Source organism: Micromonospora cathayae (assembly GCF_028993575.1).
GTDB classification, from domain to species: Bacteria; Actinomycetota; Actinomycetes; order Mycobacteriales; family Micromonosporaceae; genus Micromonospora; species Micromonospora cathayae.
Genome location: NZ_CP118615.1, coordinates 6,355,822 through 6,378,656 on the forward strand (window position 1 = coordinate 6,355,822; position 22,835 = coordinate 6,378,656).

At 72.7% G+C, this 22,835-nt stretch carries 19 protein-coding genes and 1 pseudogene; 11 read left to right on the top strand and 9 right to left on the bottom strand.

Features of this window, described 5'->3' with window-relative positions; genetic code table 11:
* The first annotated feature begins 73 nt into the window (after positions 1 to 73).
* Positions 74 to 946: a serine hydrolase gene (locus PVK37_RS27915; RefSeq protein WP_275030804.1), complete on the top strand. Its 873-nt coding sequence runs from the start codon at positions 74 to 76 to the stop codon at positions 944 to 946.
* 112 nt (positions 947 to 1,058) lie between these two features.
* Entirely contained in the window at positions 1,059 to 1,754 is a 696-nt protein-coding gene (locus tag PVK37_RS27920) for a lysoplasmalogenase (protein ID WP_275030805.1), read from the top strand.
* On the opposite strand, the gene PVK37_RS27925 is transcribed toward PVK37_RS27920, so the two are convergent.
* Entirely contained in the window at positions 1,723 to 2,520 is a 798-nt protein-coding gene (locus PVK37_RS27925) for a tyrosine-protein phosphatase (RefSeq protein WP_275030806.1), read from the bottom strand. The genes PVK37_RS27920 and PVK37_RS27925 overlap by 32 nt on opposite strands.
* Positions 2,521 to 2,565: 45 nt before the next feature.
* On the opposite strand from PVK37_RS27925, the gene PVK37_RS27930 reads away from it, so the two are divergent.
* Together PVK37_RS27930 and PVK37_RS27935 are read left to right on the top strand one after the other, a co-directional pair.
* Positions 2,566 to 3,663: a mandelate racemase/muconate lactonizing enzyme family protein gene (locus PVK37_RS27930; protein WP_275030807.1), complete on the top strand. Its 1,098-nt coding sequence runs from the start codon at positions 2,566 to 2,568 to the stop codon at positions 3,661 to 3,663.
* 105 nt (positions 3,664 to 3,768) lie between these two features.
* Positions 3,769 to 4,689, top strand: coding sequence for a C40 family peptidase (locus PVK37_RS27935; protein WP_275030808.1), 921 nt, complete (start codon positions 3,769 to 3,771; stop codon positions 4,687 to 4,689).
* 88 nt (positions 4,690 to 4,777) lie between these two features.
* Here PVK37_RS27935 and PVK37_RS27940 read toward each other — a convergent pair whose 3' ends face one another.
* Positions 4,778 to 5,779 carry a TerC family protein gene (locus PVK37_RS27940; protein ID WP_275030809.1) on the bottom strand — a complete coding sequence of 334 codons (1,002 nt, stop codon included), beginning with the start codon at positions 5,777 to 5,779 and terminating at the stop codon, positions 4,778 to 4,780.
* A gap of 552 nt (positions 5,780 to 6,331) precedes the next feature.
* On the opposite strand from PVK37_RS27940, the gene PVK37_RS27945 reads away from it, so the two are divergent.
* Positions 6,332 to 6,625: an antibiotic biosynthesis monooxygenase family protein gene (locus tag PVK37_RS27945; RefSeq protein WP_275030810.1), complete on the top strand. Its 294-nt coding sequence runs from the start codon at positions 6,332 to 6,334 to the stop codon at positions 6,623 to 6,625.
* A 363-nt stretch (positions 6,626 to 6,988) separates the two neighbouring features.
* A complete protein-coding gene (locus PVK37_RS27950) occupies positions 6,989 to 7,753 on the top strand; it encodes an SDR family oxidoreductase (RefSeq protein ID WP_275030811.1) in 765 nt (254 codons plus the stop codon).
* Positions 7,754 to 7,764: 11 nt separating this feature from the next.
* Here PVK37_RS27950 and PVK37_RS27955 read toward each other — a convergent pair whose 3' ends face one another.
* Positions 7,765 to 8,628, bottom strand: a complete 864-nt coding sequence (locus PVK37_RS27955; protein ID WP_275030812.1) for a helix-turn-helix domain-containing protein — start codon at positions 8,626 to 8,628, stop codon at positions 7,765 to 7,767.
* A 211-nt stretch (positions 8,629 to 8,839) separates the two neighbouring features.
* Positions 8,840 to 10,948 carry an excinuclease ABC subunit UvrB gene (gene uvrB / locus PVK37_RS27960; protein ID WP_275030813.1) on the bottom strand — a complete coding sequence of 703 codons (2,109 nt, stop codon included), beginning with the start codon at positions 10,946 to 10,948 and terminating at the stop codon, positions 8,840 to 8,842.
* Positions 10,949 to 11,434: 486 nt separating this feature from the next.
* Between uvrB and PVK37_RS27965 the strand changes: the two genes are divergently transcribed.
* Positions 11,435 to 12,817: a hypothetical protein gene (locus tag PVK37_RS27965; RefSeq protein ID WP_275030814.1), complete on the top strand. Its 1,383-nt coding sequence runs from the start codon at positions 11,435 to 11,437 to the stop codon at positions 12,815 to 12,817.
* Positions 12,818 to 12,827: 10 nt separating this feature from the next.
* Here the strand turns inward: PVK37_RS27965 and coaE are convergent, their stop codons facing one another.
* Together coaE and rpsA are read right to left on the bottom strand one after the other, a co-directional pair.
* The gene (coaE, locus tag PVK37_RS27970; RefSeq protein ID WP_275030815.1) at positions 12,828 to 14,009 is read right to left on the bottom strand and encodes a dephospho-CoA kinase; all 1,182 of its coding nucleotides are present in this window, start codon (positions 14,007 to 14,009) and stop codon (positions 12,828 to 12,830) included.
* 118 nt (positions 14,010 to 14,127) lie between these two features.
* Positions 14,128 to 15,618, bottom strand: a complete 1,491-nt coding sequence (gene rpsA / locus PVK37_RS27975; RefSeq protein WP_275030816.1) for a 30S ribosomal protein S1 — start codon at positions 15,616 to 15,618, stop codon at positions 14,128 to 14,130.
* Between the two features lie 361 nt (positions 15,619 to 15,979).
* On the opposite strand from rpsA, the gene PVK37_RS27980 reads away from it, so the two are divergent.
* The 4 genes and pseudogenes from PVK37_RS27980 to PVK37_RS27995 form a co-directional block, all read left to right on the top strand.
* Entirely contained in the window at positions 15,980 to 16,786 is an 807-nt protein-coding gene (locus tag PVK37_RS27980) for a class I SAM-dependent methyltransferase (RefSeq protein WP_275030817.1), read from the top strand.
* 58 nt (positions 16,787 to 16,844) lie between these two features.
* Positions 16,845 to 17,447 (top strand): Uma2 family endonuclease, encoded by a 603-nt coding sequence (locus PVK37_RS27985; RefSeq protein WP_275030818.1) that lies wholly within the window; start codon positions 16,845 to 16,847, stop codon positions 17,445 to 17,447.
* A 116-nt stretch (positions 17,448 to 17,563) separates the two neighbouring features.
* Positions 17,564 to 17,788, top strand: coding sequence for a hypervirulence associated TUDOR domain-containing protein (locus PVK37_RS27990; RefSeq protein ID WP_275030819.1), 225 nt, complete (start codon positions 17,564 to 17,566; stop codon positions 17,786 to 17,788).
* Positions 17,775 to 18,125: pseudogene (locus PVK37_RS27995) on the top strand (DUF3140 domain-containing protein); the annotation flags it as partial. The gene PVK37_RS27990 and the pseudogene PVK37_RS27995, both read left to right, overlap by 14 nt.
* 180 nt (positions 18,126 to 18,305) lie before the next feature.
* Here PVK37_RS27995 and polA read toward each other — a convergent pair.
* The 3 genes from polA to PVK37_RS28010 form a co-directional block, all read right to left on the bottom strand.
* Positions 18,306 to 21,005 carry a DNA polymerase I gene (polA, locus tag PVK37_RS28000; RefSeq protein ID WP_275030821.1) on the bottom strand — a complete coding sequence of 900 codons (2,700 nt, stop codon included), beginning with the start codon at positions 21,003 to 21,005 and terminating at the stop codon, positions 18,306 to 18,308.
* A 201-nt stretch (positions 21,006 to 21,206) separates the two neighbouring features.
* Entirely contained in the window at positions 21,207 to 21,917 is a 711-nt protein-coding gene (locus PVK37_RS28005; protein ID WP_275030822.1) for an ABC transporter ATP-binding protein, read from the bottom strand.
* Entirely contained in the window at positions 21,907 to 22,812 is a 906-nt protein-coding gene (locus PVK37_RS28010; RefSeq protein WP_275035250.1) for an ABC transporter ATP-binding protein, read from the bottom strand. Before PVK37_RS28010 ends, PVK37_RS28005 begins: the two co-directional genes overlap by 11 nt.
* Positions 22,813 to 22,835 lie beyond the last annotated feature (23 nt).

The following is a 22,835-nucleotide window of genomic DNA, read 5'->3' on the forward strand; positions in this document are numbered from 1 at the left end:
CCCGCTGAACACCCGACCGGGACCGGGGGGACGGGCCACCACGCCCGTCCCCCCGTCCGCTACGGTCAGCGCCATGACCTGGGACGACCTCGACGCCCGTCTGGCCGCCGTACCCGGCACCGTCTCCGCGTACGTGGGCCGGCCCGGCACCGCCCCGACCTGGGTCCACGCCGAACACGCCACCCACTACGCGGCCAGCACCATGAAGGTCGCCGTGCTGGCCGCCCTGTACCGGGCCGCCGACGCCGGCCGGCTCGACCTGGACACCCCGGTACCCGTGCACAACGACTTCCCGTCGGCCCGCCCTGACGCGCCGCGCTACCAGCTCACCCCGCACTACGACAACGACGACGCCGTCTGGCACCGCCTCGACCGCACCGCCCCGCTGCGCTGGCTCGCCGAACGGATGATCGTCCGGTCCAGCAACCTCGCCACCAACATCGTCCTCGGCCACGTCGGCGTCCCCGCCGTCGCCGAGGTCTGGGCGGCGGTCGGCGCCCGGCACAGCGTCACCGGCCGGGGCATCGAGGACTTCGCCGCCCGGGAGGCCGGCATCACCAACCTGGTCACCGCCGCCGACCTGGCCGCCCTGTTCGGCGCGCTCGCCCTCGGTGCCGCCCACCCCGGCGGCCCGGCCACCCCGGCCAGCTGCGCCGCCATGATCGACGTGCTCTGCCGCCAGGAGTTCCGCGAGGACCTCCCCGCCGGGCTGCCCGCCGGCGTCCGGATCGCCCACAAGAACGGCTGGGTACGCGGTGTGCGGCACGGGGCCGGCCTGGTCCTGCCCGACGACGCGCCCCCGTACGTGATCGTGGTCTGTGCCACCACCGACCTCGCCGACGGCGGCCCCAGCGGCGACGACACCGACGACGACGCCTGCCGGCTGCTCGCCGACGTGTCCGCCCAGGTCTGGGCCGCCCGCCATCGGCTCGACCCCGCCCGCTGACCGACGCACCGAAGCCGCGCCCGGCCCGCCCGCCGAGAGCGCACCCCGGCGGTGGCCGGCACCCGGCCCCACCGCCTACGCTCCCCGCACCACCCCCACCAGGGAGCCCACCATGCCGTACCGCCGGATCCTGCTCGCCGCCTTCGTCGCGGTGACCGTGGCGAACCTCGCCGCCCACGTCACCGACAGCCGGACCGGCGAACTGCTCACCAAGCCGCTGCTGATGCCGCTGCTCGCCGGCTACCTCTGGCGGGCCGCCCGCGACCAGGGCCGACGACCCGACCGGCTGGTCCTGGCCGCGCTGGCCCTCTCCACCGGCGGCGACATCGCCCTGCTCGGCGACGGCACCGGCCCGTTCCTGACCGGCATGGTGCTGTTCCTCGCCGCGCACGGGTGCTACATCACCGCGTTCACCCGCGGTGGCGCGGCCCGGCCCCTGCGCCGCCCGCCGCTGGTCGCCGTCCCGATCGGGTACGCCGTCGCCACCACCGCAGCCCTGGCCTGGATGTGGTCGGGCCTCACCGACGCCGGCCTGGCGCTGCCCGTCGCCGGGTACGCCGTCGCCCTCGCCACCATGGCCGCCACCGCCGCCGCGCACGGCCCCCGGGTCGCTCTCGGTGGCGCGCTGTTCCTCGTCTCCGACCTGCTCATCGCCACCGGGGTCGCCGAGGTCGGCGACCTGCCCGGCCCACCGGTGTGGGTGATGGCCACCTACTGCGCCGCTCAGGCCCTCATCGCCACCGGCTGGGCGGCCCGCGCCGGCACCCCGGCGGCGCTCACTCCAGCAGGTTCGCCCGTACCGCGCTGACCAGCTCGTCGGTCATCCCCAGCCCGTCCCGCAGGTACGCCCCGAACGACCCGTGCACCCGCGTCACCTCGTCGTACGCCGCGTCCAGGTACTCCGCGCGCACCTCCAGCACCGGACCCACCGCCGCCGGGTCCAGCTCCGGCCGACGCCGGCACATCGCCTCCAGCAGCACCTCCCGCAGACTCACCGTCAACTCGTTGTGCCGCAGGTAGTCGGCCCGGATCGCCGCCTCGTCCACCCCCAGCACGGTCAACAGCAGCACCGCCAGCCAGCCGGTCCGGTCCTTACCGGCCGAACAGTGGAACACCAGCGGCAGGTTCGCCGGGTCGGCAGCCAACCGCAGCGCCCCGGCGAACCCGCGCCGCGCCGCGTCCCCGGTCACGAACCACCGGTAGATCGCCGCCATCGCCGCCGGAGTGCCCTCCCGCGCCAGCCCGTCGTACGCGGCCAGGTCGTGCCCCAGCAGCAACGCCGACACGTACGTGAAGACCGGGTGCTCCGGATCGTGCACCGGCAGGTGCGCCACCCGCGCCCCGGCGGTCAACCGGTCCGGCGGCGCTTCGGCGATCTCCACGGGAGCCCGCAGGTCCACCACACAGGCCGGGTCGATCGTCCCCAGCACCAGCAGGTCCTCGTCGGTCAACCGACCCAGCGCCGGGGTACGCAGCAACCGTCCGGCCCGCACCCGTCGCCCGTCCGCGCCGACCAGGCCACCCAGGTCCCGCGCGTTCGGCGCGCCCACCAGTTCCCATTCCCGAACAGTCATCCGGCCCTCCCCTGCCCGCGTCCGTCCGCGTATAGGGTGCCGCACATGACGATCGCCGCGGTACGCACCCACCGGCTTTCCGCCCCCTTACACACCCCCTTCGTCACCGCCCTGCGCCGCACCACCACCGTGGAGACCCTGGTCGTGGAGGTCACCGACGACGACGGCCGCTCCGGGTTCGGGGAGGCCCCCCAGGTGTGGCAGGTCACCGGGGCGTCCATCGCCGGGGCCCGGGCCTGCGTGCACGAGGTGCTCGGGCCGTTGGTCGCCGGCCGGGACGCCGACGACCTCAACGCCCGCTGCGCCGAGGTACGCCGGGCGGTCGCCGGTAACGAGGCCGCCAAGGCGGCGCTGGACGTGGCCCTGCACGACCTCGCCGCCCGCCGGCTCGGCGTACCGCTGGTCCGGCTGCTCGGCGGCACCGCCCGGCAGGTCCAGACGGACGTCACCCTCGCCGCCGGTGACGCCGTCGAGCTGGCGGCGACGGCGAAGCAGCGCCACGCCGACGGTTTCACCGTGCTCAAGCTGAAGGTCGGCACCGACCCGGCCGGCGACCTGGAACGGGTCCGCGCGGTGCGCTCGGCGGTCGGGCCCGGGGTGCGGGTCCGGCTCGACGCCAACCAGGGCTGGACGCCCCGCGAGGCGGTCCGGATCATCCGGGGCATCGAGGACGCCGGACTCGACGTCGAACTCGTCGAGCAGCCCGTCGCGCACTGGGACCTGGACGGGCTGGCCTGGGTCAGCGACCGGGTCGACGTGCCGATCCTCGCCGACGAGTCGGTGTTCGGCCCCCGTGACCTGATCGAGGTGATCCGCCGCCGGGCCGCCGACATGGTCAACGTCAAGCTCGCCAAGGCCGGTGGCCTGCACCCGGCCCGGACGCTGCTCGACCTGGCCGCCGCGCACGGCGTCGGCACCGTGGTCGGGTCGATGATGGAAAGTCAGATCGGCGTCGGCGCGGCGGCGAGCCTGGCCGCCGCCTGCGGCACCAGCGCCGTCGCCGACCTCGACGCCGCCTGGTGGCTGGCCTGGTCCCCGGTGCGCGGTGGCATCCGGTACGACGGCGCCACCGTCGTGCTGCCGGACACGCCGGGGCTCGGTGTCACCTCGATCGATGAAGCAAAGGTGCAGCGACATGGTTGATGCCCGTCGGATTCTTTCATAGGCTCACGGGGAACCGACCGGGCGACGCTGCCACCGGGACCGACCGGGCAGGCTGTCACGGAGCCGGCCGGGTGACGCTGGAGGATGCACGTGGAACCGCTGACCGGCCACCGGGCCGTCGTCCGGGTCGCCGTGGCGACCCTGTGGACCTCCCCCGACGCGGTACGCCCGGTCGACGCCCCCGCGCTCGGCCCGCACGCCGACACCGCCGCCTGGATCGCCGGCATGGACGCCGACCAGCAGGTCGGTGACTGTGTGCTCAGCCAACTGCTCCTCGGCGAACAGGTCCTGGTCACCGAGGAGCGCACCGGCTGGGCGCGCGTCGTCGCCGTCGAACAGGCCGCCGCACCGCTCGACCCGCGCGGCTACCCCGGCTGGCTCCCCACCGACCAGCTCGCTCCCGTACCGGACGACGAGCCGACCGGCCCGCCGCTGGTCGTGGACACCACGGTCACCGCCCTGCGTGCCACCCCGCACGGCCCGGTACGCGTCCCCGGGGTCGTGCTCGGCACCCGGCTGCTCCCGGCCGGCCCGGCGGTGGACGGCTGGCGACCGGTGCACGTACCCGGCCAGCCCGCCCCGCACTGGCTTCCCGAGCACCACGTCGTCCCGTTACCGGACCGGCCGCCCGCCGCCGGGGAGGTGCTCGGCGTCGCCGACCGGCTCCGCGACGTCCGGTACGTGTGGGGCGGCCTCTCCCCGGCCGGCATCGACTGCTCCGGGCTGGTGCACCTGGCCTGGCGGCGGTTCGGGGTGCGGCTGCCCCGCGACGCCGGCGCGCAGGCGGCGGCCACCGCACCGGTCGAGCTGGGCACGGAACGCGTCGGCGACCTGTACTTCTTCGCCCGCCCCGGGCGCGGGGTCCACCACGTCGGCATCGTCACCGCGCCGCCGGGTGAGGCCGGGCGGCGGATGCTGCACGCCTGCTACCGGCACCGCCGGGTGGTGGAGGAGCAGCTTCCCCCGGACCGTACCGCGACCCTGATCGGCGCCCACCGCATCTGACCCGGTACCCGGCTGGCCCGGGACGCCCAGACATGGTGCGGGCGTCCGTCGCGGTGCTCGCGGCGGACGCCCCCGGTGGTGCGACGGATCAGTGCTTGACGACGGTGGTCAGTTCCCGGCGGCGGTCCCGGGAGGACTTGATCAGGCTCGCCGCGGTGGCGACCGCGAGCGTGCCCAGGATGACCGTCAGGGAGAGCCAGATCGGGATGTGCGGTGCCCAGCCGACGTGCTCGCCGCCGTTGATGAACGGCAGGTTGTTGTCGGCCAACGCCTCCAGCACCAGCTTGACGCCGATGAAACCGAGCACCACGGCCAGGCCGATGCTCAGGTAGATCAACCGGTTGAGCAGGCCGCCGAGCAGGAAGTAGAGCTGCCGGAGCCCCATCAGGGCGAACACGTTCGCGGTGAAGACCAGGTACGGCTCCTGGGTGATCCCGAAGATCGCCGGGATGGAGTCCAACGCGAAGATCAGGTCGGTGGTGCCGATCGCGATCATGACGATCAGCATCGGGGTGAAGTACCGCCGGCCGTTCTCGTGGGTGGTCAACCGCGCCCCGTCGTAGCCCTTGGAGATGGGCAACGCCCGGCGGCTCCACCTGATCAGCACGTTCTCGGTGAACTCGTCCTCGTCCGGCTCGCCCTGCCGGGCCAGATTGATCGCGGTGTAGATCAGGAACGCGCCGAAGATGTAGAACACCCAGGAGAACTGCGAGATCAGGGCCGCGCCCGCCGCGATGAAGCCACCGCGCATGACCAGCGCCAGCACGATGCCGATCAGCAGCACCTTCTGCTGGTACTGCCGGGGCACGGCGAACCGGGCCATGATGATCACGAAGACGAAGAGATTGTCCACCGAGAGGCTGTACTCGGTGAGCCAACCGGTGTAGAACTCGCCCGCCGCCTTGCCGCCGGCGGTCAGCCAGAGGCCGGCTCCGAAGAGCAGCGCCAGACCGACGTAGAAGCCGACCCAGAGGCTGGATTCGCGGACACTGGGTTCGTGGGGGCGTCGACCGATCACCAACAGGTCGATGACCAGGATCGCGGTCAGCGCGACGAGGGTTCCCGCCCAGACCAGTCCGGACACGTTCAAAGTCTATCCTCCGGCAGACACGCAGCGCCGGGCACACCACGAGGGCCGGGCTGGGCCCGGTGAAGCTTCGGTGTGCCGGCGACGCTGACTCTGGTGACTGTCGGAGGTCTCTCCCGCCACCGCGCCGCCGAGGCGGATCGGTGACCGACGATGCCGGGTCGTCCGCCGGGTGGCGTTCGACCGTGCTGACGACATCGCCGCGAGGGAATACTCCCCTCCTCGGCGGTCATTGTTCCCCATCCGGACCGCTGCGCGCACCTCCGAGCGGGGCGATGCCGGCCACGTCACCGTCCGTAGGGCTTCCTAGGAGACTAGGTGCCGGGTGGGAGCGGGCAGGCCCCTGACCCCACCCGGCGCCCCGACCCCGCATCTCGACCCGCGCCCCGGCCCGCACGCCGACCCCGTGTCCCGGCCCCGCCGCACCTCCGGCCATCGCACTCCCGGCCCCGCCGCACCTTCCGGCCATCGCACTCCCGGCCCCGCCGCACCTCCGGCCATCGCACTCCCGGCCCCGCACCGCACGCCCGGGGACCGGCATGGCAGGCTGCCACCATGGTGCTCGAGGTCGCGCTGATCGACGTACTGCCCGGACACGAGGACGCGTTCGCCGCCGCGTACGCGCAGGGACACCCCATCCTCGCCGGCACGCCCGGCTGCCGTTCGGTGCGGATGACCCGTGGCATCGAGTCACCGTCGCGGTTCGTGCTGCTGGTGGAGTGGGACTCCGTCGAGGCGCACGACCAGGAGTTCCGCGCCACCGAGCGGTTCCAGCAGTGGCGGGCCCTGATCGGCCCGCACTTCGCCAACCCGCCGCTGGTGGAGCACTTCACCGACGTACCCGCCTGACACCCGACCCGGGCGGTCGCGCGCGGTCCGGCGGGCAGCGGTCCGCAGGCGCTGCCGTTCTGGCAGCTGGTCATCGCGGTCTGGCGGCCCCGACGGACCCGGCAGGCCCGACGGATGCAGGCCGGCGACCCCGACGGACGCGGGCCGACAGTCCCGACGGACGCGGTAGGCCCGACGGACGCGGGCCGGCCGACCCCGGCGGACGCGCAGGTGACCGGACGGGCAGCGGGTCGCAGGTGGGCGGGCGGACGCAGGCAGTTGGGCGGACCGCAGCGGCTCCCGGGCAGCCACGAGGGCCGGCGGAACGGGTGGCCGGCGGAAACGGGTGGCGGGCGGGACGGGGCTTCCGGTTGAGTGGCCGGCATGACCGACGATCGGGTGGCTCTGGTGACCGGCGTCAGCCGGGGTGTCGGCATCGGCGCAGCGGTCTCCCGGGCACTCGCGGCGGACGGCCACCGGCTGCTGCTCACCGGGCTGCCCAGCTACGACGACGCCCAGCCCCACGGCGGTGACCCGCACGGCGTGCCGACCCTCCTGGCGGAGCTGGACGACCGTGCCGACCACGTCACCGCCGACCTGCTCGCCCCGGCCGGCCCCGCCGAGCTGGTCGCCGAAGCGGTCCGCCGGCACGGACGGTTGAACACGGTGGTCGCCGTGCACGCCTACTCCACTCACACCCGGCTGGGCGCGCTGGACGCCACCGAGATCGACCGGCACCTGCTGGTCAACGTCCGGGCCACTCTGCTGCTCGCCGAGGCGTTCGCCGCCGCGTTCACCGCCGGCACCGGCGGCCGGCTGGTGTTCTTCACCAGCGGACAGCGGCTCGGCCCGATGCCCGACGAACTGGCGTACGCGGCGAGCAAGGCCGCGGTGGAGAACCTCACCGTCCAGCTCGCGCCGCTGCTGATGCCCCGGGGGATCACCGTCAACTGCGTCAACCCCGGCCCCACCGACACCGGCTACGCGCCGGCCGACCTGCACGCCGCGGTGGCCCGGCTCTTTCCCGGCGGCCGCTGGGGCACCCCGCAGGACGCGGCCCGGCTGGTGCGGTTCCTCTGCTCACCCGAGGCCGGCTGGATCACCGGTCAGGTGATCGACTCCGAGGGCGGGTTCAACCGGTACGCCTGAGGCGACCCCGGTCACTCCTCGGCGTACCGGTTCAGCAGCGCCACCGTGTCCGGGGTGGACAGCGCCGCGTCCAGCAGCCAGCCGGCGAGCTGTTCGTACCGACGGACGTCCGGTTCCGCGGTCAGCCGCAGGTCGGTGGTGAGCGCCTCCAGTACCACGGTGCGCGGGTCGGCCGGGTCGGGGAAGGCGTAACAGGAGAACGGCGTCATCGGGTGCAGCACGCTCCCGGCCACGGGCACCCCGCGCGGCAGCACCCGGATGGTCACGTTGGCCCGCCTGGTCAACGTCACCAGGTGCCGCGCCTGCTCCCGCCACACCGGCTCGGGAACGCCGGCGCGGGAGAGGGCGGCCTCGTCGAGGACCGCCGTGTACCGGGGCGCGTCCGCCCGGTGCAGCACGTCCTGCCGGGCCGCGCGGGCGCGGGTGTCCGCCTCCACGTCGATCTCCGGGTCGAGGAGCCGGCCGGCGGCGACCCGCAGTCGCGCGTACGCCCGGGTCTGGAGCAGGCCCGGCACCACCGCCGGTTGGTACTCGAAGATGGTGGCGGCGCCGGCCTCCAGCTCGGCGTAGGTGCGCTGCCGTTCCCCCATCTCGCCCAGTGCCTTCCACCAGCTCCGGTTGGTGGCGGCGTCCCGCGCGATGACGATGAGTGTCTCGCGCTGCCCACCCGGGACGTCGTAGACGTCCAGCAGGTCGAAGACGTCGGCCAGGTCGGGCCGGCTCTGCCCCAGCTCGATCCGGGACAGTTTGGAGGTGGAGGCCCAGCCGAGCCGCTCACAGACCTGGTCGAGGGTGAGCCCGGCCTGCCGGCGGAGCTGACGCAGCTCCGCGCCCAGGCGCGCCCGACGAATGACAGGACTTGTTGGCAGCGGCATCCGGCCTCCCATCGTGGGAGAGTACGGGCACCGGCAACCCAAAGCAATACCCTGCTCACAGAGAGCAACAACGGTAGTGGTGGCCGGTCCGGGCACCTCGACAGGGCACGCACTTGGGCGGGTGGACCGACGGCCCGGGGCGTCGACCGAGAGCCCCGGGGCGGTGGACCGAGAGCCGGGGCCGTCAAACCGAGGACCGGCGACGCCGAGGTCAGCTCACCCCGGCCGCGTCCATGCCGCGCAGTTCCTTCTTGAGGTCGGCCACCTCGTCCCGGATCCGGGCGGCCAGCTCGAACTGCAACTCCCGGGCGGCGGCCAGCATCTGGTCGTTGAGTTCCTGGATGAGCTGGGCCAGATCGGCCCGGGCCATGCCGGCCCGGGACGGACCGGCGGTGGCCCGGGACCGGCTGCGGGTCTCCTTGACCGGGGCCTTGCCCCGGGAGAGCTGCCGGGCCGCGCCGCCGACCCGGGAGTCGGTCTCGGTGTCCTCCGCCTCCCGGTAGATGTCGTCCAGGATGTCGTGGATCTTCTTGCGCAGCGGCTCGGGGCTGATCCCGTGCGCCTCGTTGTGCGCGATCTGCTTGGCCCGCCGCCGGTTCGTCTCGTCGATCGCGGCGGCCATCGACGGAGTGATCTTGTCGGCGTACATGTGCACCTGGCCGGACACGTTCCGGGCGGCCCGGCCGATGGTCTGGATCAGCGACCGGCCGCTGCGCAGGAAACCCTCCTTGTCGGCGTCGAGGATCGCCACCAGGGAGACCTCGGGCAGGTCGAGGCCCTCGCGGAGCAGGTTGATGCCGACCAGCACGTCGTACTCGCCCTTGCGCAGCTCACGCAGCAGCTCCACCCGGCGCAGCGTGTCCACCTCGGAGTGCAGATAACGCACCCGGATGCCGTTGTCCAGCAGGTAGTCCGACAGGTCCTCGGCCATCTTCTTGGTCAGCGTGGTGACCAGCACCCGCTCGTCCCGCTCGGTACGCAGCCGGATCTCGTGCATCAGGTCGTCGATCTGCCCCTTGGTGGGCTTGACGACCACCTCCGGGTCGATCAGGCCGGTGGGGCGGATCACCTGCTCGACGTACTCGCCCTGGGCCTGCTCCAGCTCCCAGGAGCCCGGGGTCGCGGACAGGTAGACCATCTGCCCGACCCGCTCCAGGAACTCGTCGAACCGCAGCGGCCGGTTGTCGGCGGCGCTGGGCAGCCGGAACCCGTGGTCGATCAGCATCCGCTTGCGCGAGGCGTCGCCCTCGAACATGGCGCCGATCTGCGGGATCGTCACGTGCGACTCGTCGACCACGGTGAGGAAGTCGTCCGGGAAGTAGTCGAGCAGGCAGTGCGGCGGGCTGCCCGGCAACCGGCCGTCGATGTGCATGGAGTAGTTCTCGATGCCCGAGCAGAAGCCGACCTGGCGCATCATCTCGATGTCGTAGGTGGTACGCATCCGCAGCCGTTGCGCCTCCAGCAGCTTGCCCTGCCGCTCCAGCTCGGCCAACCGCTCGGCCAGCTCGACCTCGATGTCCCCGATGGCGCGTTCCATCCGCTCCGGGCCGGCCGCGTAGTGCGTGGCGGGGAAGATCAGCAGATGGTCCACCTCGCGGACCACGTCCCCGGTCAGCGGGTTGAGGTAGTAGAGGTTCTCCACCTCGTCACCGAACAGCTCGATCCGCACGGCCAGTTCCTCGTACGCGGGAATGATCTCCAGGGTGTCGCCCCGGACCCGGAACGTGCCGCGCTGGAAGGCCATGTCGTTGCGGGCGTACTGGATGTCGACCAGCCGGCGCAGCAGCTTGTCGCGGTCCAGCTCCTGGCCGACGGCGACCCGGACGGCCCGGTCCAGGTACTCCTGCGGGGTGCCCAGGCCGTAGATCGCCGAGACGGTCGCCACCACGATCACGTCCCGCCGGGTCAGCAGCGACATGGTGGCCGAGTGCCGCAGCCGCTCGACCTCCTCGTTGATCGAGGAGTCCTTCTCGATGTACGTGTCGGTCTGCGGAATGTACGCCTCGGGCTGGTAGTAGTCGTAGTAGGAGACGAAGTACTCCACCGCGTTGTGCGGGAGCAGCTCGCCGAACTCCTTGGCCAACTGGGCGCAGAGGGTCTTGTTCGGGGCGAGCACCAGGGTCGGCCGTTGCAGCCGCTCGACCAGCCACGCGGTGGTGGCGCTCTTGCCGGTGCCGGTGGCGCCGAGCAGCACCGTACTGCGGTCACCGCGGCGGACCCGCCGCTCCAGGTCGTCGATGGCGGCCGGCTGGTCACCGGCGGGCTGGAACTCACTGACGACCTGGAAACGTCCGTCGAGGCGGGGGATGTCGAGCGCCATGGTCCCCACGGTACGCCGCCGGTGTGACACTCCGGGCCGGCTACCGCCGGTGCCCGACCGGCTTCGATATTCGCATTGTGGGCTACATCTCACCGGGCTAGGGTGTGCAGCGTAGGCCGCTCGCGGCGGCCGTCCGGGACGGTCCGGCCCTCGTCGGCCGGGACACCCGGCGCAGGGGTCGCAGCACCCGGTCAGGCCGGCGTGCGCCTCCGGTGCGGTCGCGCGGACGCGCAGACCGGCCGCCGCGAGCGCCCCTGCTCGTCACCCCAGCGCCGCCGGGCCGTTCAACCACTCGTGGAGACCTCGCCCCGACCGGCCCGGAGACCGGAGCCCGGACCGGCCCGGAGCCCCGAGCCGGAACCCGACCAGGCCCCTGCGCACCGGGCGGCCCGGACCCGGGAACCCGACCAGGCCCCGGCCCGCCGGACGGCGCGGACGGACCGCCGCCGACGGCGCGTGCGCGCCGGGCTCGGTGGGGTCGCGGCGGTGGCCGCCATCGCCCTGGTCGCCGGCCTGCTGAGCTGGGGCCCCGAACCGACGGAGCCGCCCCGCGCTCCGACCGCCGACGAGGTCGACCGGCTGGCCGCCGTCCGGGTCACGAACTACCGGGACGGGCGGGCCGGCCTGCGGGCCACGGTCGGCGACGGCGGTGCCCGCACCGAGGTCGTCGGCTGGGTGGACTGGGCCGATCCGCTGGTCTATCTCGACGTCGGCGGCCCCGGGGCGGGCCCGGCGCGCGGCCTGGTGCAGGCCCGGCCCGAGCTGGTCGCGGTACGGCCCGACCCGGCCGCGGTGCTCACTCCCGCGCCGCCACCGCTGGTCCCGCCGGCGGACGGCTGGCGGATCCGCGAACTACCCGACCGGCCACCCCTGGCGGACCTGCTCGACCTGCTGCTGGTGCTCGCGGCCGACCGGCCGGACCCGGCCGCGCCGCTGCGCTCCGGGGCGGTCCGCTGGGTGGGCCGGGACACCGTGGGCCGGACCCCGGTGGACGTCTTCGAGCTACCCGCCGGGACACCCGCCCCACCGGCCGGCACCCCCACCGCCACGTCGGTACCGGGCCCGCCGGCCCGCACCGGAACCCGCTACTGGGTGGACCGGGACGCCCGGCTGCACCGGCTGACCGCACGGTTGCCCGGCCGGCTACCGGTCACGGTGGAACTGGACCGGGCCCAGCGTCCCCCGCTGCGCCCGGTGGACGCGCTCGGCGGGCGGCCCGGCCTTCCCCGGGACCTCACCTGGGAGGAGGCCGACCGGCTGTCCCGGCTGCCCGCCCGCACCCGCGACCTCGGCAGCGTGGCGTTGCACCTCACCGTCCCGACCGGTACCGGGGCGAACCTGCGCGGTGCGGGCTGGCTCGACTGGGGCGACCAGGTCGCCTACCTCGCCACCACCGACCTCGACGCGCCCGGCACCCGGACCCTGGCCCACTACCAGCGTTCCCGGGTGGCCCGTTCGCAGCTACCCGCCGGGGACACGGATCCGGCCGCCCGACCACCGCTTCCACCACCACGGAGCCTCGTCTGGCAGCAGACCGGGACCGGGACGGGGGTGGTGGACCGGCTCGTCGCGGCGGCGCTGCGGACCGGCCGGCCGCCGGCAGAGCGGGGGCGGGCGACCTGGCTACGCCGGGACAGCACCGGCAACCGGCAGGTGGACGTGATCGAGCTACGCACCACGCAGGCCACCCTGCGCTACTGGATCGACCGGGCCGGCCTGCTCCGCCGGCTGGAACTGCGCGTCCCGGTCGGCGCGTGGGCCCAACTCGACCTGGTACAGGCTCCGGTGCCCCGGCTTCCCCCGCCCCCTGCCCCGCCCCCCGCCGCCGACGCGGCGCGCCCGGCCCCGTCCACCGCACCACCCCGGTGACCCGGACCGGTCAGGGACGCCAACCGGTCCGCGCGGCCCACTCCTCGGCCCGCAGGTGCTCCTCGTCGAACCAGGGGTCCTTCGCGGTGGCGTAGGCCGCGCCGTCCGGAGCCGAGGCGGCCAGCTCCCGCTTCAGCATCAGGTACGCGGCCCGCTGGTCCGGGTCCGCGCGCAGGTGGTCGCGCATCAACAGCGCGTACCGCCACCCCGGCGAACCCGACTCGCGGACGTGCAGGTGGACCGGTCGGCCGGGGTCGGCGCTGCCGTGCAGCCGTTTGGGCCACCGCTGCCCGCCGGCCGGTCGCGGAGCGTCCCACCACTCGCCGGGGAACCGGGGGAAACCGGCCCGGGCCAGCGGTTCGGCGAGCCGGTCGGCGTCGGCGAGCGAGTCCACGGTGAGCTGGACGTCGATGACGTCCTTCGCGGCGAGCCCGGGTACCGCGGTCGATCCGATGTGGTCGACCCGCAGGTCGGCGGGGGCGACCGCGTGCCGGATCCGGGCGGCCAGCCGGGCGTACTGCGCCGGCCACGTCGGGTCCGCCTCGGTGATCAGCACCCGCTCGGGCCGCCGGACCACCCGACGCTGCCGCAGGTTCTCCTCGTACGGCACCAGGCGGTCGTGCCAGAGGGCGTCCACCCCGGCGTGCAGCTCGTCACGGCTGTCGTCGTTGGTGAGCAGCACGTCGGCCGCGGCCCGGCGGCGGTCGTCGTCGGCCTGCGCGGCGATCCGCCGTTCCGCCTCGGCCCGGCTCATCCCCCGGTCGCGCGCCAACCGCTCCACCCGGGTCGGCACCGCGGTCTGCACCACCACCACCAGGTGGTACGTCGGGGCCAGGCCCACCTCGACCAGCAGCGGTACGTCGTTCACCACGATCGCGTCCGGGGGTGCGGCGGCGGCCAGGGCGGCGGACCGCTCCCGGACCCGGGGATGGGTGATCGCCTCCAGCCGTCGGCGGGCGGTCTCGTCACCGAAGACCAGCGTCCCGAGGGCGGGCCGGTCCAGTGCGCCGTCCGGGCCGAGTACGCCCGCGCCGAACGCGGCGACGATCTCGGCGAGCCCCTCGCTGCCGGGGGCGACCACCTCCCGGGCGATCCGGTCGGAGTCGATGATCACCGCTCCGAGCTGCGCGAACCTCGCCGCCACCGCGCTCTTGCCGGACCCGATGCCGCCGGTCAGTCCCACCATCAACACCCCACCAGTCAACCTGATCACCCGGGCGTCGCCGCGTCGGGGTGGGGCGGGGGAAAGGGGAAGGCCCCGTCCGACCGTGGGGAGCCGGTGGACGGGGCCTTCGGGTGGTGCCTGTGGGTCACTTACCGCCGGCGAGCTTCTCCCGCAGCGCGGCGAGCGCCTCGTCGGTGGCCAGGGTGCCGGCCGGCTCCTCGGCCTGCCGGCTCGGGGCCGGGCTGGACGAGGAGGTGGTGCCGCCGGTGACGACCGGGGCCGGGTTGGCAGCGGCCTCGGCGTCGGCGGCCCGGGAGTTCTGCACCTGCTTGGTGTGCGCCTCCCAGCGCTGACGTGCCTCGGCGTACTGGTTCTCCCAGGTCTCCCGCTGCTTGTCGTACCCCTCGAGCCACTCGCCCGTCTCCGGGTCGAAGCCCTCCGGGTAGATGTAGTTGCCCTCGGCGTCGTACGTCGCGGCCATGCCGTAGAGGGTCGGGTCGAAGTGCTCCTCGCCCTCGACGAAGCCCTCGTTGGCCTGCTTGAGCGAGAGCGAGATCCGCCGACGCTCGAGGTCGATGTCGATGACCTTGACCATGACCTCGGAGCCGACCTGGACGACCTGCTCCGGGATCTCCACGTGGCGCTCGGCCAGCTCGGAGATGTGCACCAGGCCCTCGATGCCGTCGTCGACCCGCACGAACGCACCGAACGGCACCAGCTTGGTGACCTTACCCGGGACGATCTGCTGGATCGCGTGGGTCCGGGCGAACTGCCGCCACGGGTCCTCCTGGGTCGCCTTCAGCGACAGCGAGACCCGCTCGCGGTCCAGGTCGACGTCCAGGACCTCGACCTCGACCTCCTGGCCCACCTCGACGACCTCGGACGGGTGGTCGATGTGCTTCCAGGACAGCTCGGAGACGTGCACCAGACCGTCCACGCCGCCGAGGTCGACGAACGCGCCGAAGTTGACGATCGAGGAGACGACGCCCTTGCGGACCTGCCCCTTCTGGAGCTTGTTGAGGAACTCGGTGCGCACCTCGGACTGGGTCTGCTCGAGCCAGGCCCGGCGGGACAGGACCACGTTGTTGCGGTTCTTGTCCAGCTCGATGATCTTGGCTTCGAGCTCCCGGCCGACGTACGGCTGCAGGTCCCGCACCCGACGCATCTCGACCAGGGAGGCGGGCAGGAAGCCGCGCAGCCCGATGTCGAGGATGAGACCACCCTTGACCACCTCGATGACCGAGCCGCGGACGACGCCGTCCTCGTCCTTGATCTTCTCGATGGTGCCCCAGGCCCGCTCGTACTGCGCCCGCTTCTTGGAGAGGATCAGACGACCCTCCTTGTCCTCCTTCTGGAGGACAAGCGCCTCGATGTGGTCGCCAACCGACACCACCTCGGCCGGGTCCACGTCGTGCTTGATCGACAACTCACGAGAGGGGATGACACCCTCGGTCTTGTAGCCGATGTCGAGCAGGACCTCGTCCCGATCGACCTTGACGACGGTTCCTTCGACAATGTCGCCGTCGTTGAAGTACTTGATGGTCTCGTCGATCGCGGCGAGGAAAGCCTCCTCGGAACCGAGATCGTCGTGGGTGACCCGGGTGGCGCTCGAGGGGGCCTCGATGCTGCTCGTCATGTGGGCGGTTGCTCCGGTCGGATGGTTTGTCACAGCAGGCTTGTGTCGCAGTGACCTGTTCGCGCCAGCGGATCCGCCTCCGGGCACACCGAACGATCGCCTAGTGAGATCATGATGTGGCTCCGTTGACCGCGCGCCTGCTCCCTGCCGAGACACACGATCCGCGAGCGCATCGTCTAGCCTACCGGGTGCATTACCACAGCGTGCAAGCCCTCCCGTCTCCTCAGGGACGCGTCAGCTGCGAAAGCCGAAGAATCACCCGCAATCCCCCACTCCTGTAACACGCATCACACCGGCCCCGTACGCCCATCCGTCCACCGCCGCCGGCTCACCTCTCGCACCGGGGGCCTAGCGTGGGCGCGTGGATGACGACAACCGGGTGCTGCGCCGCCGGGTCGGCGACGCCGAGGCGCGCCGGGCCAACCGCCGCTGGTGGGACGCCGACGCCGACGACTACCAGGCCGAACACGGTCACTTCCTCGGCGACGTGGACTTCGTCTGGTGCCCGGAGGGGCTGCGCGAGACCGACGCCCGGTTGCTCGGCGACCTGACCGGCCGGCGGATCCTGGAACTCGGCTGCGGTGCCGCGTCCGCCGCCCGCTGGCTGGCCACCCAGGGCGCCCGACCGGCCGCGCTGGACCTCTCCGCCGGCATGCTGCGGCACGCCGCCCAGGCCGCCGCCCGCACCGGCGTACGCGTACCGCTGGTGCAGGCCGACGCGCTCGCGCTGCCGTTCGCCGACGCCGCCTTCGACACCGTCTGCACGGCGTTCGGCGCGATCCCGTTCGTCGCCGACTCGGCGGCGGTGATGCGCGAGGTGGCCCGGGTGCTGCGCCCCGGCGGACGCTGGGTCTTCTCGGTCACCCACCCGATGCGCTGGATCTTCCTGGACGATCCCGGCGAGGGTGGCCTGACCGCCGTGCACTCCTACTTCGACCGCAGCCCCTACGTCGAACAGGACGAGGACGGCACGGCCAGCTACGTCGAGCAGCACCGCACCCTCGGCGACCGGATCCGGGAACTGGTCGGAGCCGGCTTCCGCCTACTCGACCTGGTCGAGCCGGAGTGGCCCGACGGGCACACCGGGATCTGGGGGCAGTGGAGCCCGCTGCGCGGCCGGCTCTTCCCCGGCACCGCCATCTTCGTCGCCGAGAAGCCCACCACCTGACCCGCCCCGTCGCACCAGGTGTCCGGCCCGCTCACTCCGCCGGCGTTAGGCTGACCCGGTGAGTGCCGAGCCCATCCCGACATCACCTGGCCCCTGGTGTCCGGACCCGACGCGGCAGCAGCGTGCCGACTACACGCTGGCGGACCTGATCGCCCTGCCGGACGACGCCCCCCGCGTCGAACTCGTCGACGGAGTCATCCAGGTGACACCCTCCCCCACCGTGGGCCACCAGAGCATCTCCAGCCTCCTCTGGATGTGGCTGCACGCCCATGCCCCCGACCACCTGCGGGCCACCCAGGCCGTCGGAGTGGCGCTGAACCACAACACCAGCCGGCAACCGGACGTACTGCTCTGCCGGACCGACGTCTCCCCGGACCGGTCCCTGCTCCGCCCTGAGGACGTCGTCCTCGCCGTCGAGGTGGTCTCCCCCGGCACCCGCAGGATCGACCGCTTCGCCAAGCCCGGCGAGTACGCCGCCGCCGGCATTCCGTTCTACTGGCGGGTCGAGCAGGACCCGGTACACCTGTACGCGTACCGCCTCGGTGACCGGATCGGGCCGGGTGGCGAACGCCAGTACGAACTCGCCGCCGCCAGCGCCGACCTGGTCGAGCTGACCGACCCGTTCCCGATCAAACTCGCCGTCACCGACCTCGCCCCCTGACCAACCGCCACCGGCGTCTCCGACCCCACCCACCCACCCAGCCGCCGCGGACGTTTCCGACCCCCTGACGGGCCGCCACGGCGTTTCGACGCACACCGGTCGGGTAGCCGGAGCACATGGCAGCCGAGCAGCGGAAGTTCCGCCGGGGCGAGCACGTCTCCTGGGCCAGCCACAGCGGCCGGGGACACGGAGTCGTCACCGACGTGATCACCGAACGGACCCGGATCCGGGGGCGGACCGTCGACGCCTCCCCGCAGGAGCCGCAGTACCGCATCCGCAACGACCATTCGGGCCGCGACGTCGCCCACCGTCCGGAGGCGCTGCGCCATGAGCCGCACTGAGCCGGGTCACGAGGACCGCGACACCTACCGCGAGTTCACCGACGCGGTCAACATGAGCCCCACCGAACTCACCCGTTGGCTGGACAGCGACGAGTCCAAACACGTCGGCTGGCACAAGAAGGGCAGCCCCGGCGGCGAGTCGGTCGGCCACGAGTCCGGCCGGAAGATCATCGACCTGCTCCGCCGCAAACGCGCCGAGCTCTCCGACGCCGACTACCGGCACATGCGCAAGGTCGTCGGGTACGTGCACCGGCACCTGGCCCAGCGCCCCTCCGGCGACGTCCGCGACACCCGCTGGCGCTGGTCCCTGATGAACTGGGGCCACGACCCCCTCAAGTAACCCGACGCCTCAGGTAACCGGTACCAAGCCAGCCACCCAGATCAGATCCCTCCAGCCGGCGCCGACCACACTCACCCGGCCCACGTCAGGCTTCCGGGGCAGCCCGACCCGCGCAGGGATCAAGCCTGACCGCCCGGAGCGGGTCGGGCTGCCCCGGAAACCCGTCCACGAGCGACATCAGTGGTCGGCGCTGTTCCAGTCCCGCCCCTCGCCCACCGACACCTCCAGCGGCACCGACAGCGGGTACGCCCCGCCCATCTCCCGCCGCACCAGCGCCTCCAGGGCCTCCCGCTCGTCGGGGGCCACCTCGAAGACCAGTTCGTCGTGCACCTGCAACAGCATCCGCGAGCGCAGCCCGGCCTCGCGCAGCGCCGTGTCGACGTGCAGCATGGCGATCTTGATAATGTCCGCCGCGGAACCCTGGATCGGGGCGTTGAGCGCCATCCGCTCGGCCATCTCCCGGCGCTGCCGGTTGTCGCTGACCAGGTCGGGAAGATACCGGCGGCGACCCAGCACGGTGGAGGTGTAGCCGTCCTGGCGGGCCTTGTCGACCACGGTACGCAGGTAGTCGCGTACCCCGCCGAACCCGGCGAAGTAGTTCTCCATCAGGCCCCGGGCCTCCTCGGCGGTGATGCCGAGCTGCTGGGCCAGACCGAACGCGCTCAGGCCGTACGCCAGGCCGTAGTTCATCGCCTTGATCTTGCGGCGCTGGTCCGGGGTGACCTGCTCGACCGGCACCTCGAACACCGACGACGCGGTCGCGGCGTGGAAGTCGGCCCCCGAGTTGAACGCCTCGATCAGCTTCTCGTCGCCGGAGAGGTGCGCCATGATCCGCATCTCGATCTGGCTGTAGTCGGCGGTGAGCAGGCAGTCGTACCCCTCGCCGACCACGAACGCCCGACGGATCCGCCGGCCCTCCTCGGTGCGGATCGGGATGTTCTGCAGGTTGGGCTCGGTGGAGGAGAGCCGGCCGGTGGCGGCCACCGTCTGGTTGAAGGTGGTGTGGATGCGGCCGTCGTCGGAGACCGACTTGAGCAGCCCGTCCACGGTCACCTTCAGCTTGGCGACGTCCCGGTGGCGCAGCAGGTGCGCCAGGATCGGGTGCTCGGTCTGCGCGTACAGCCACTGGAGGGCGTCCGCGTCGGTGGTGTAGCCGGTCTTGATCTTCTTGGTCTTGGGCAGTTCCAGCTCACCGAAGAGGATCTCCTGGAGCTGCTTCGGCGAGCCCAGGTTGAACTCCCGCCCGATCTGCGTGTACGCGGCCTGCGCGGCGGACTTCACCTCACCGGCGAAGTGGGCCTCCAGCTCGTGCAGGTAGTCGGTGTCGGCGGCGATGCCGACCCGCTCCAGCTGGGCCAGCACCCGCATCAGCGGCAACTCCACCTCGGCCATCAGCGTGGTGGACTGCTCGCCGTCGCGGGACAGCTCGGCGTCGATCGCGTCGGCCAGGTCCAGGGTGGCGCGGGCGTGCAGCATGAGGTTCTGCTCGGCCTCCCGGTCGTCGCCGAACCCCTCCAGGGTGAGCTGGCCGGTCTCCGGGGCGTCCACCCGCAGCTCCCGGTGCAGGTAGCGCAGCGCCAGGTCGGTCAGGTCGTAGGAGCGCTGATCGGGACGGGCCAGGTAGGCGGCGATCTGGGTGTCGCGCCGGATGCCGGCGAGGGTCCACCCGTGCGCGCCGAAGGCCAGCACCGCCGGCTTGCTGTCGTGCAGCACCTTGGGCCGCTCCGGGTCGGCCAGCCAGGCGGCCAGCGCCGACTCGTCGTCCGCCGTCAGCTTCGCCGGGTCGCACCAGGCCGCCGCGCCGTCGGCGGTGGCCAACGCCAGGCCGGTGACCGAGGCGGTGTGCCGGCGGTTGGGGCCGGTGTCGAGCTTGACCGCCAGCCCCACCGGGGTACCGGCGGGGGTGTGCGCGGCCAGCCAGCCGGCCAGCGCGCCCGGTGCGGTGAGCACCTCCCCGGCCAGGTCGAAGCCCGCCTCGGCCTCCGGCTCGACCGCTTCGAGGTACTGGTAGAGCCGGTCGCGCAGGATACGGAACTGGAGGGTGTCGAAGACCTGGTGCACGGCCTCCCGGTCCCAGCCCTGCCAGCGGGCGTCCTCCGGGCGCAGCGGCAGCTCCAGGTCGGCGACCAGGCAGTTGATCTCGTAGTTGCGGATCACGTCGGCCAGCCGCTCGCGCAGGCTGTCACCGGCCTTGCCCTTGATCGCGTCGGCCTGCGCCACCACGCCCTCGACCCCGCCGTACAGGTTGATCCACTTGGCGGCGGTCTTCGGGCCGACCCCGGGCACGCCGGGCAGGTTGTCGCTGGTCTCGCCGACCAGCGCGGCCAGGTCACGGTACCGCTCGGGGCGGACACCGTACTTCGCCTCGACCGCGTCGGCGTCCATCCGGGCCAGGTCCGAGACGCCCTTACGCGGGTAGAGCACGGTGATCCGGTCGTCGACGAGCTGGAAGGCGTCCCGGTCACCGGTGGAGATCAGCACCGACATGCCCTGGTCCCGGGCCTGGCAGGCCAGGGTGGCGATGACGTCGTCGGCTTCGTACCCCTCCTTCTCCACCACCGGGATGCGCAGCGCGGCGAGGACCTCCTTGACCAGGCTCACCTGGCCCTTGAAGTCGCTGGGGGTCTCGCTGCGGCCGGCCTTGTACTCGGCGTACTTCTCGGTACGGAAGGAGCGGCGGGAGACGTCGAACGCCACCACGATGTGGGTGGGCTGCTCGTCCCGGAGCACGTTGATCAGCATCGAGGTGAAGCCGTAGACCGCGTTGGTGGGCTGCCCGGTCGTGGTGGAGAAGTTCTCCACCGGCAGGGCGAAGAAGGCCCGGTAGGCCAGCGAGTGGCCGTCGACGAGGAGCAGGCGCGGGTTCGTGGCAGTCACGCAGGCGACTCTAGTCCGTACCCCCGACAAGCCCCGGCGGCGGCACGGCCCGCCCACGAACTCGGCCGCCGACCCGGACGGCGCGCCCGACGGCGGGCCTGCCACGCGCGTCGGCCGCCCCACCCCGCTGGTGGCACGGGCCGGCACGCGCGTCGGCCGCCCGACCCCGACGGGGAACGGACGGCCGACGCGGACGGCACCTCAGGCCACGCCCAGGTACGCCTCCTTGACCGACGGGTCGTGCAGCAGGTCCTGGCCGGTGCCCTCCTTGACGATCCGGCCGGTCTCCAGCACGTAACCCCGGTGGGCCCGGGACAGCGCCTGCTGGGCGTTCTGCTCCACCAGCAGGATGGTGGTGCCCTGCTGGTTGATCTCCGTGATGATGTCGAAGATCTGCCGGATCACCATCGGGGCCAGCCCCATCGACGGCTCGTCCAGCAGCAGCAGCTTCGGGCGGGCCATCAGCGCCCGACCGACCGCGAGCATCTGCTGCTCGCCGCCGGAGAGGGTGCCGCCGGCCTGCTTACGCCGCTCCCGCAGCCGGGGGAACAGGGTCAGCACCCGCTCCAGGTCCTCGGCGATGCCCGCCCGGTCCTTGCGGGTGTACGCCCCCATGTCCAGGTTCTCCAGCACCGTCATGCCGGGGAACACGCCCCGACCCTCCGGCGACTGGCAGATCCCCCGGACCACCCGCAGGTCGGCCCGGACGTTCGTGATGTCCTCGCCGTTGAACCGGATCTTCCCGGTCTTGGCCGGCAACAGCCCGGAGATGCCCCGCATGGTGGTGGTCTTGCCGGCGCCGTTGGCACCGATCAGGGCCACCACCTCGCCCTCGTCGACGTGCAGGCTGACCGAGTGCAGGGCCTCGATCCGCCCGTACGCCAGCGTCAGGTCCTCGATCTCAAGCAGCATCGACGGACTCCCCCAGGTAGGCGGCGATCACCTTCGGGTTCTCCCGGACCTCGGCCGGCGAGCCCTCGGCGATCTTCTTGCCGAACTCCAGCACCACGATCCGGTCGGTGACCCCCATGACCAGGCGCATGTCGTGCTCGATGAGCAGCACCGTGTAGCCGAGGTCACGGATCCGCTTGATCAGGGCGTTCAGCTCCTCCTTCTCCGCCGGGTTGAAGCCGGCGGCCGGCTCGTCCAGGCAGAGCAGTTTCGGCTCGGTGGCCAGCGCGCGGGCGATCTCCAGCCGCCGCTGGTCACCGTAGGGCAGGTTGCGGGCCAACTCGTTGGCCCGGCCCACGATGCCGACGAACTTCAGCAGCTCCAGGGCCTTCCTCTCACCGGCCCGCTCCTCCAGCGTGTGCCGGGAGATACCGAAGATCTTCGCGCTGCTGCGGCGGACCTGCTGCCAGGCCCGCACCACCCCGTTGGTCGCGTCGACCACCGGCAGCTCGTGCGGCTTGGCCTTCACCCGGTACAGCCGGAACAGCGCGCCGACGACGCTGGTCTTGTGCCGCGCGTCGGTGCCGATCATGACGTTCTCCAGGGCCGTCATCTCCGGGAAGAGACGGATGTTCTGGAACGTCCGGGCGATGCCCATCCGGTTGATCTGGTGCGGCTTGCGGCCGGTCACCTGCTGCCCGTCGAACCGCACCGCCCCGTCGGTCGGGCGGTACACGCCGGTCATCACGTTGAAGCAGGTGGTCTTGCCGGCCCCGTTCGGGCCGATCAGACCGAGGATCTCACCCCGGAACAGGCTGAAGCTGACGTCGTCCAGCGCGGTGACCCCGCCGAAGCGCAGCGTGACGTGGTCGACGTCGAGCAGCACCTCCCGCTGCTGCGGCACCGGCCGGTGCAGCTTGATCTCGTCCAGGTCCGGTT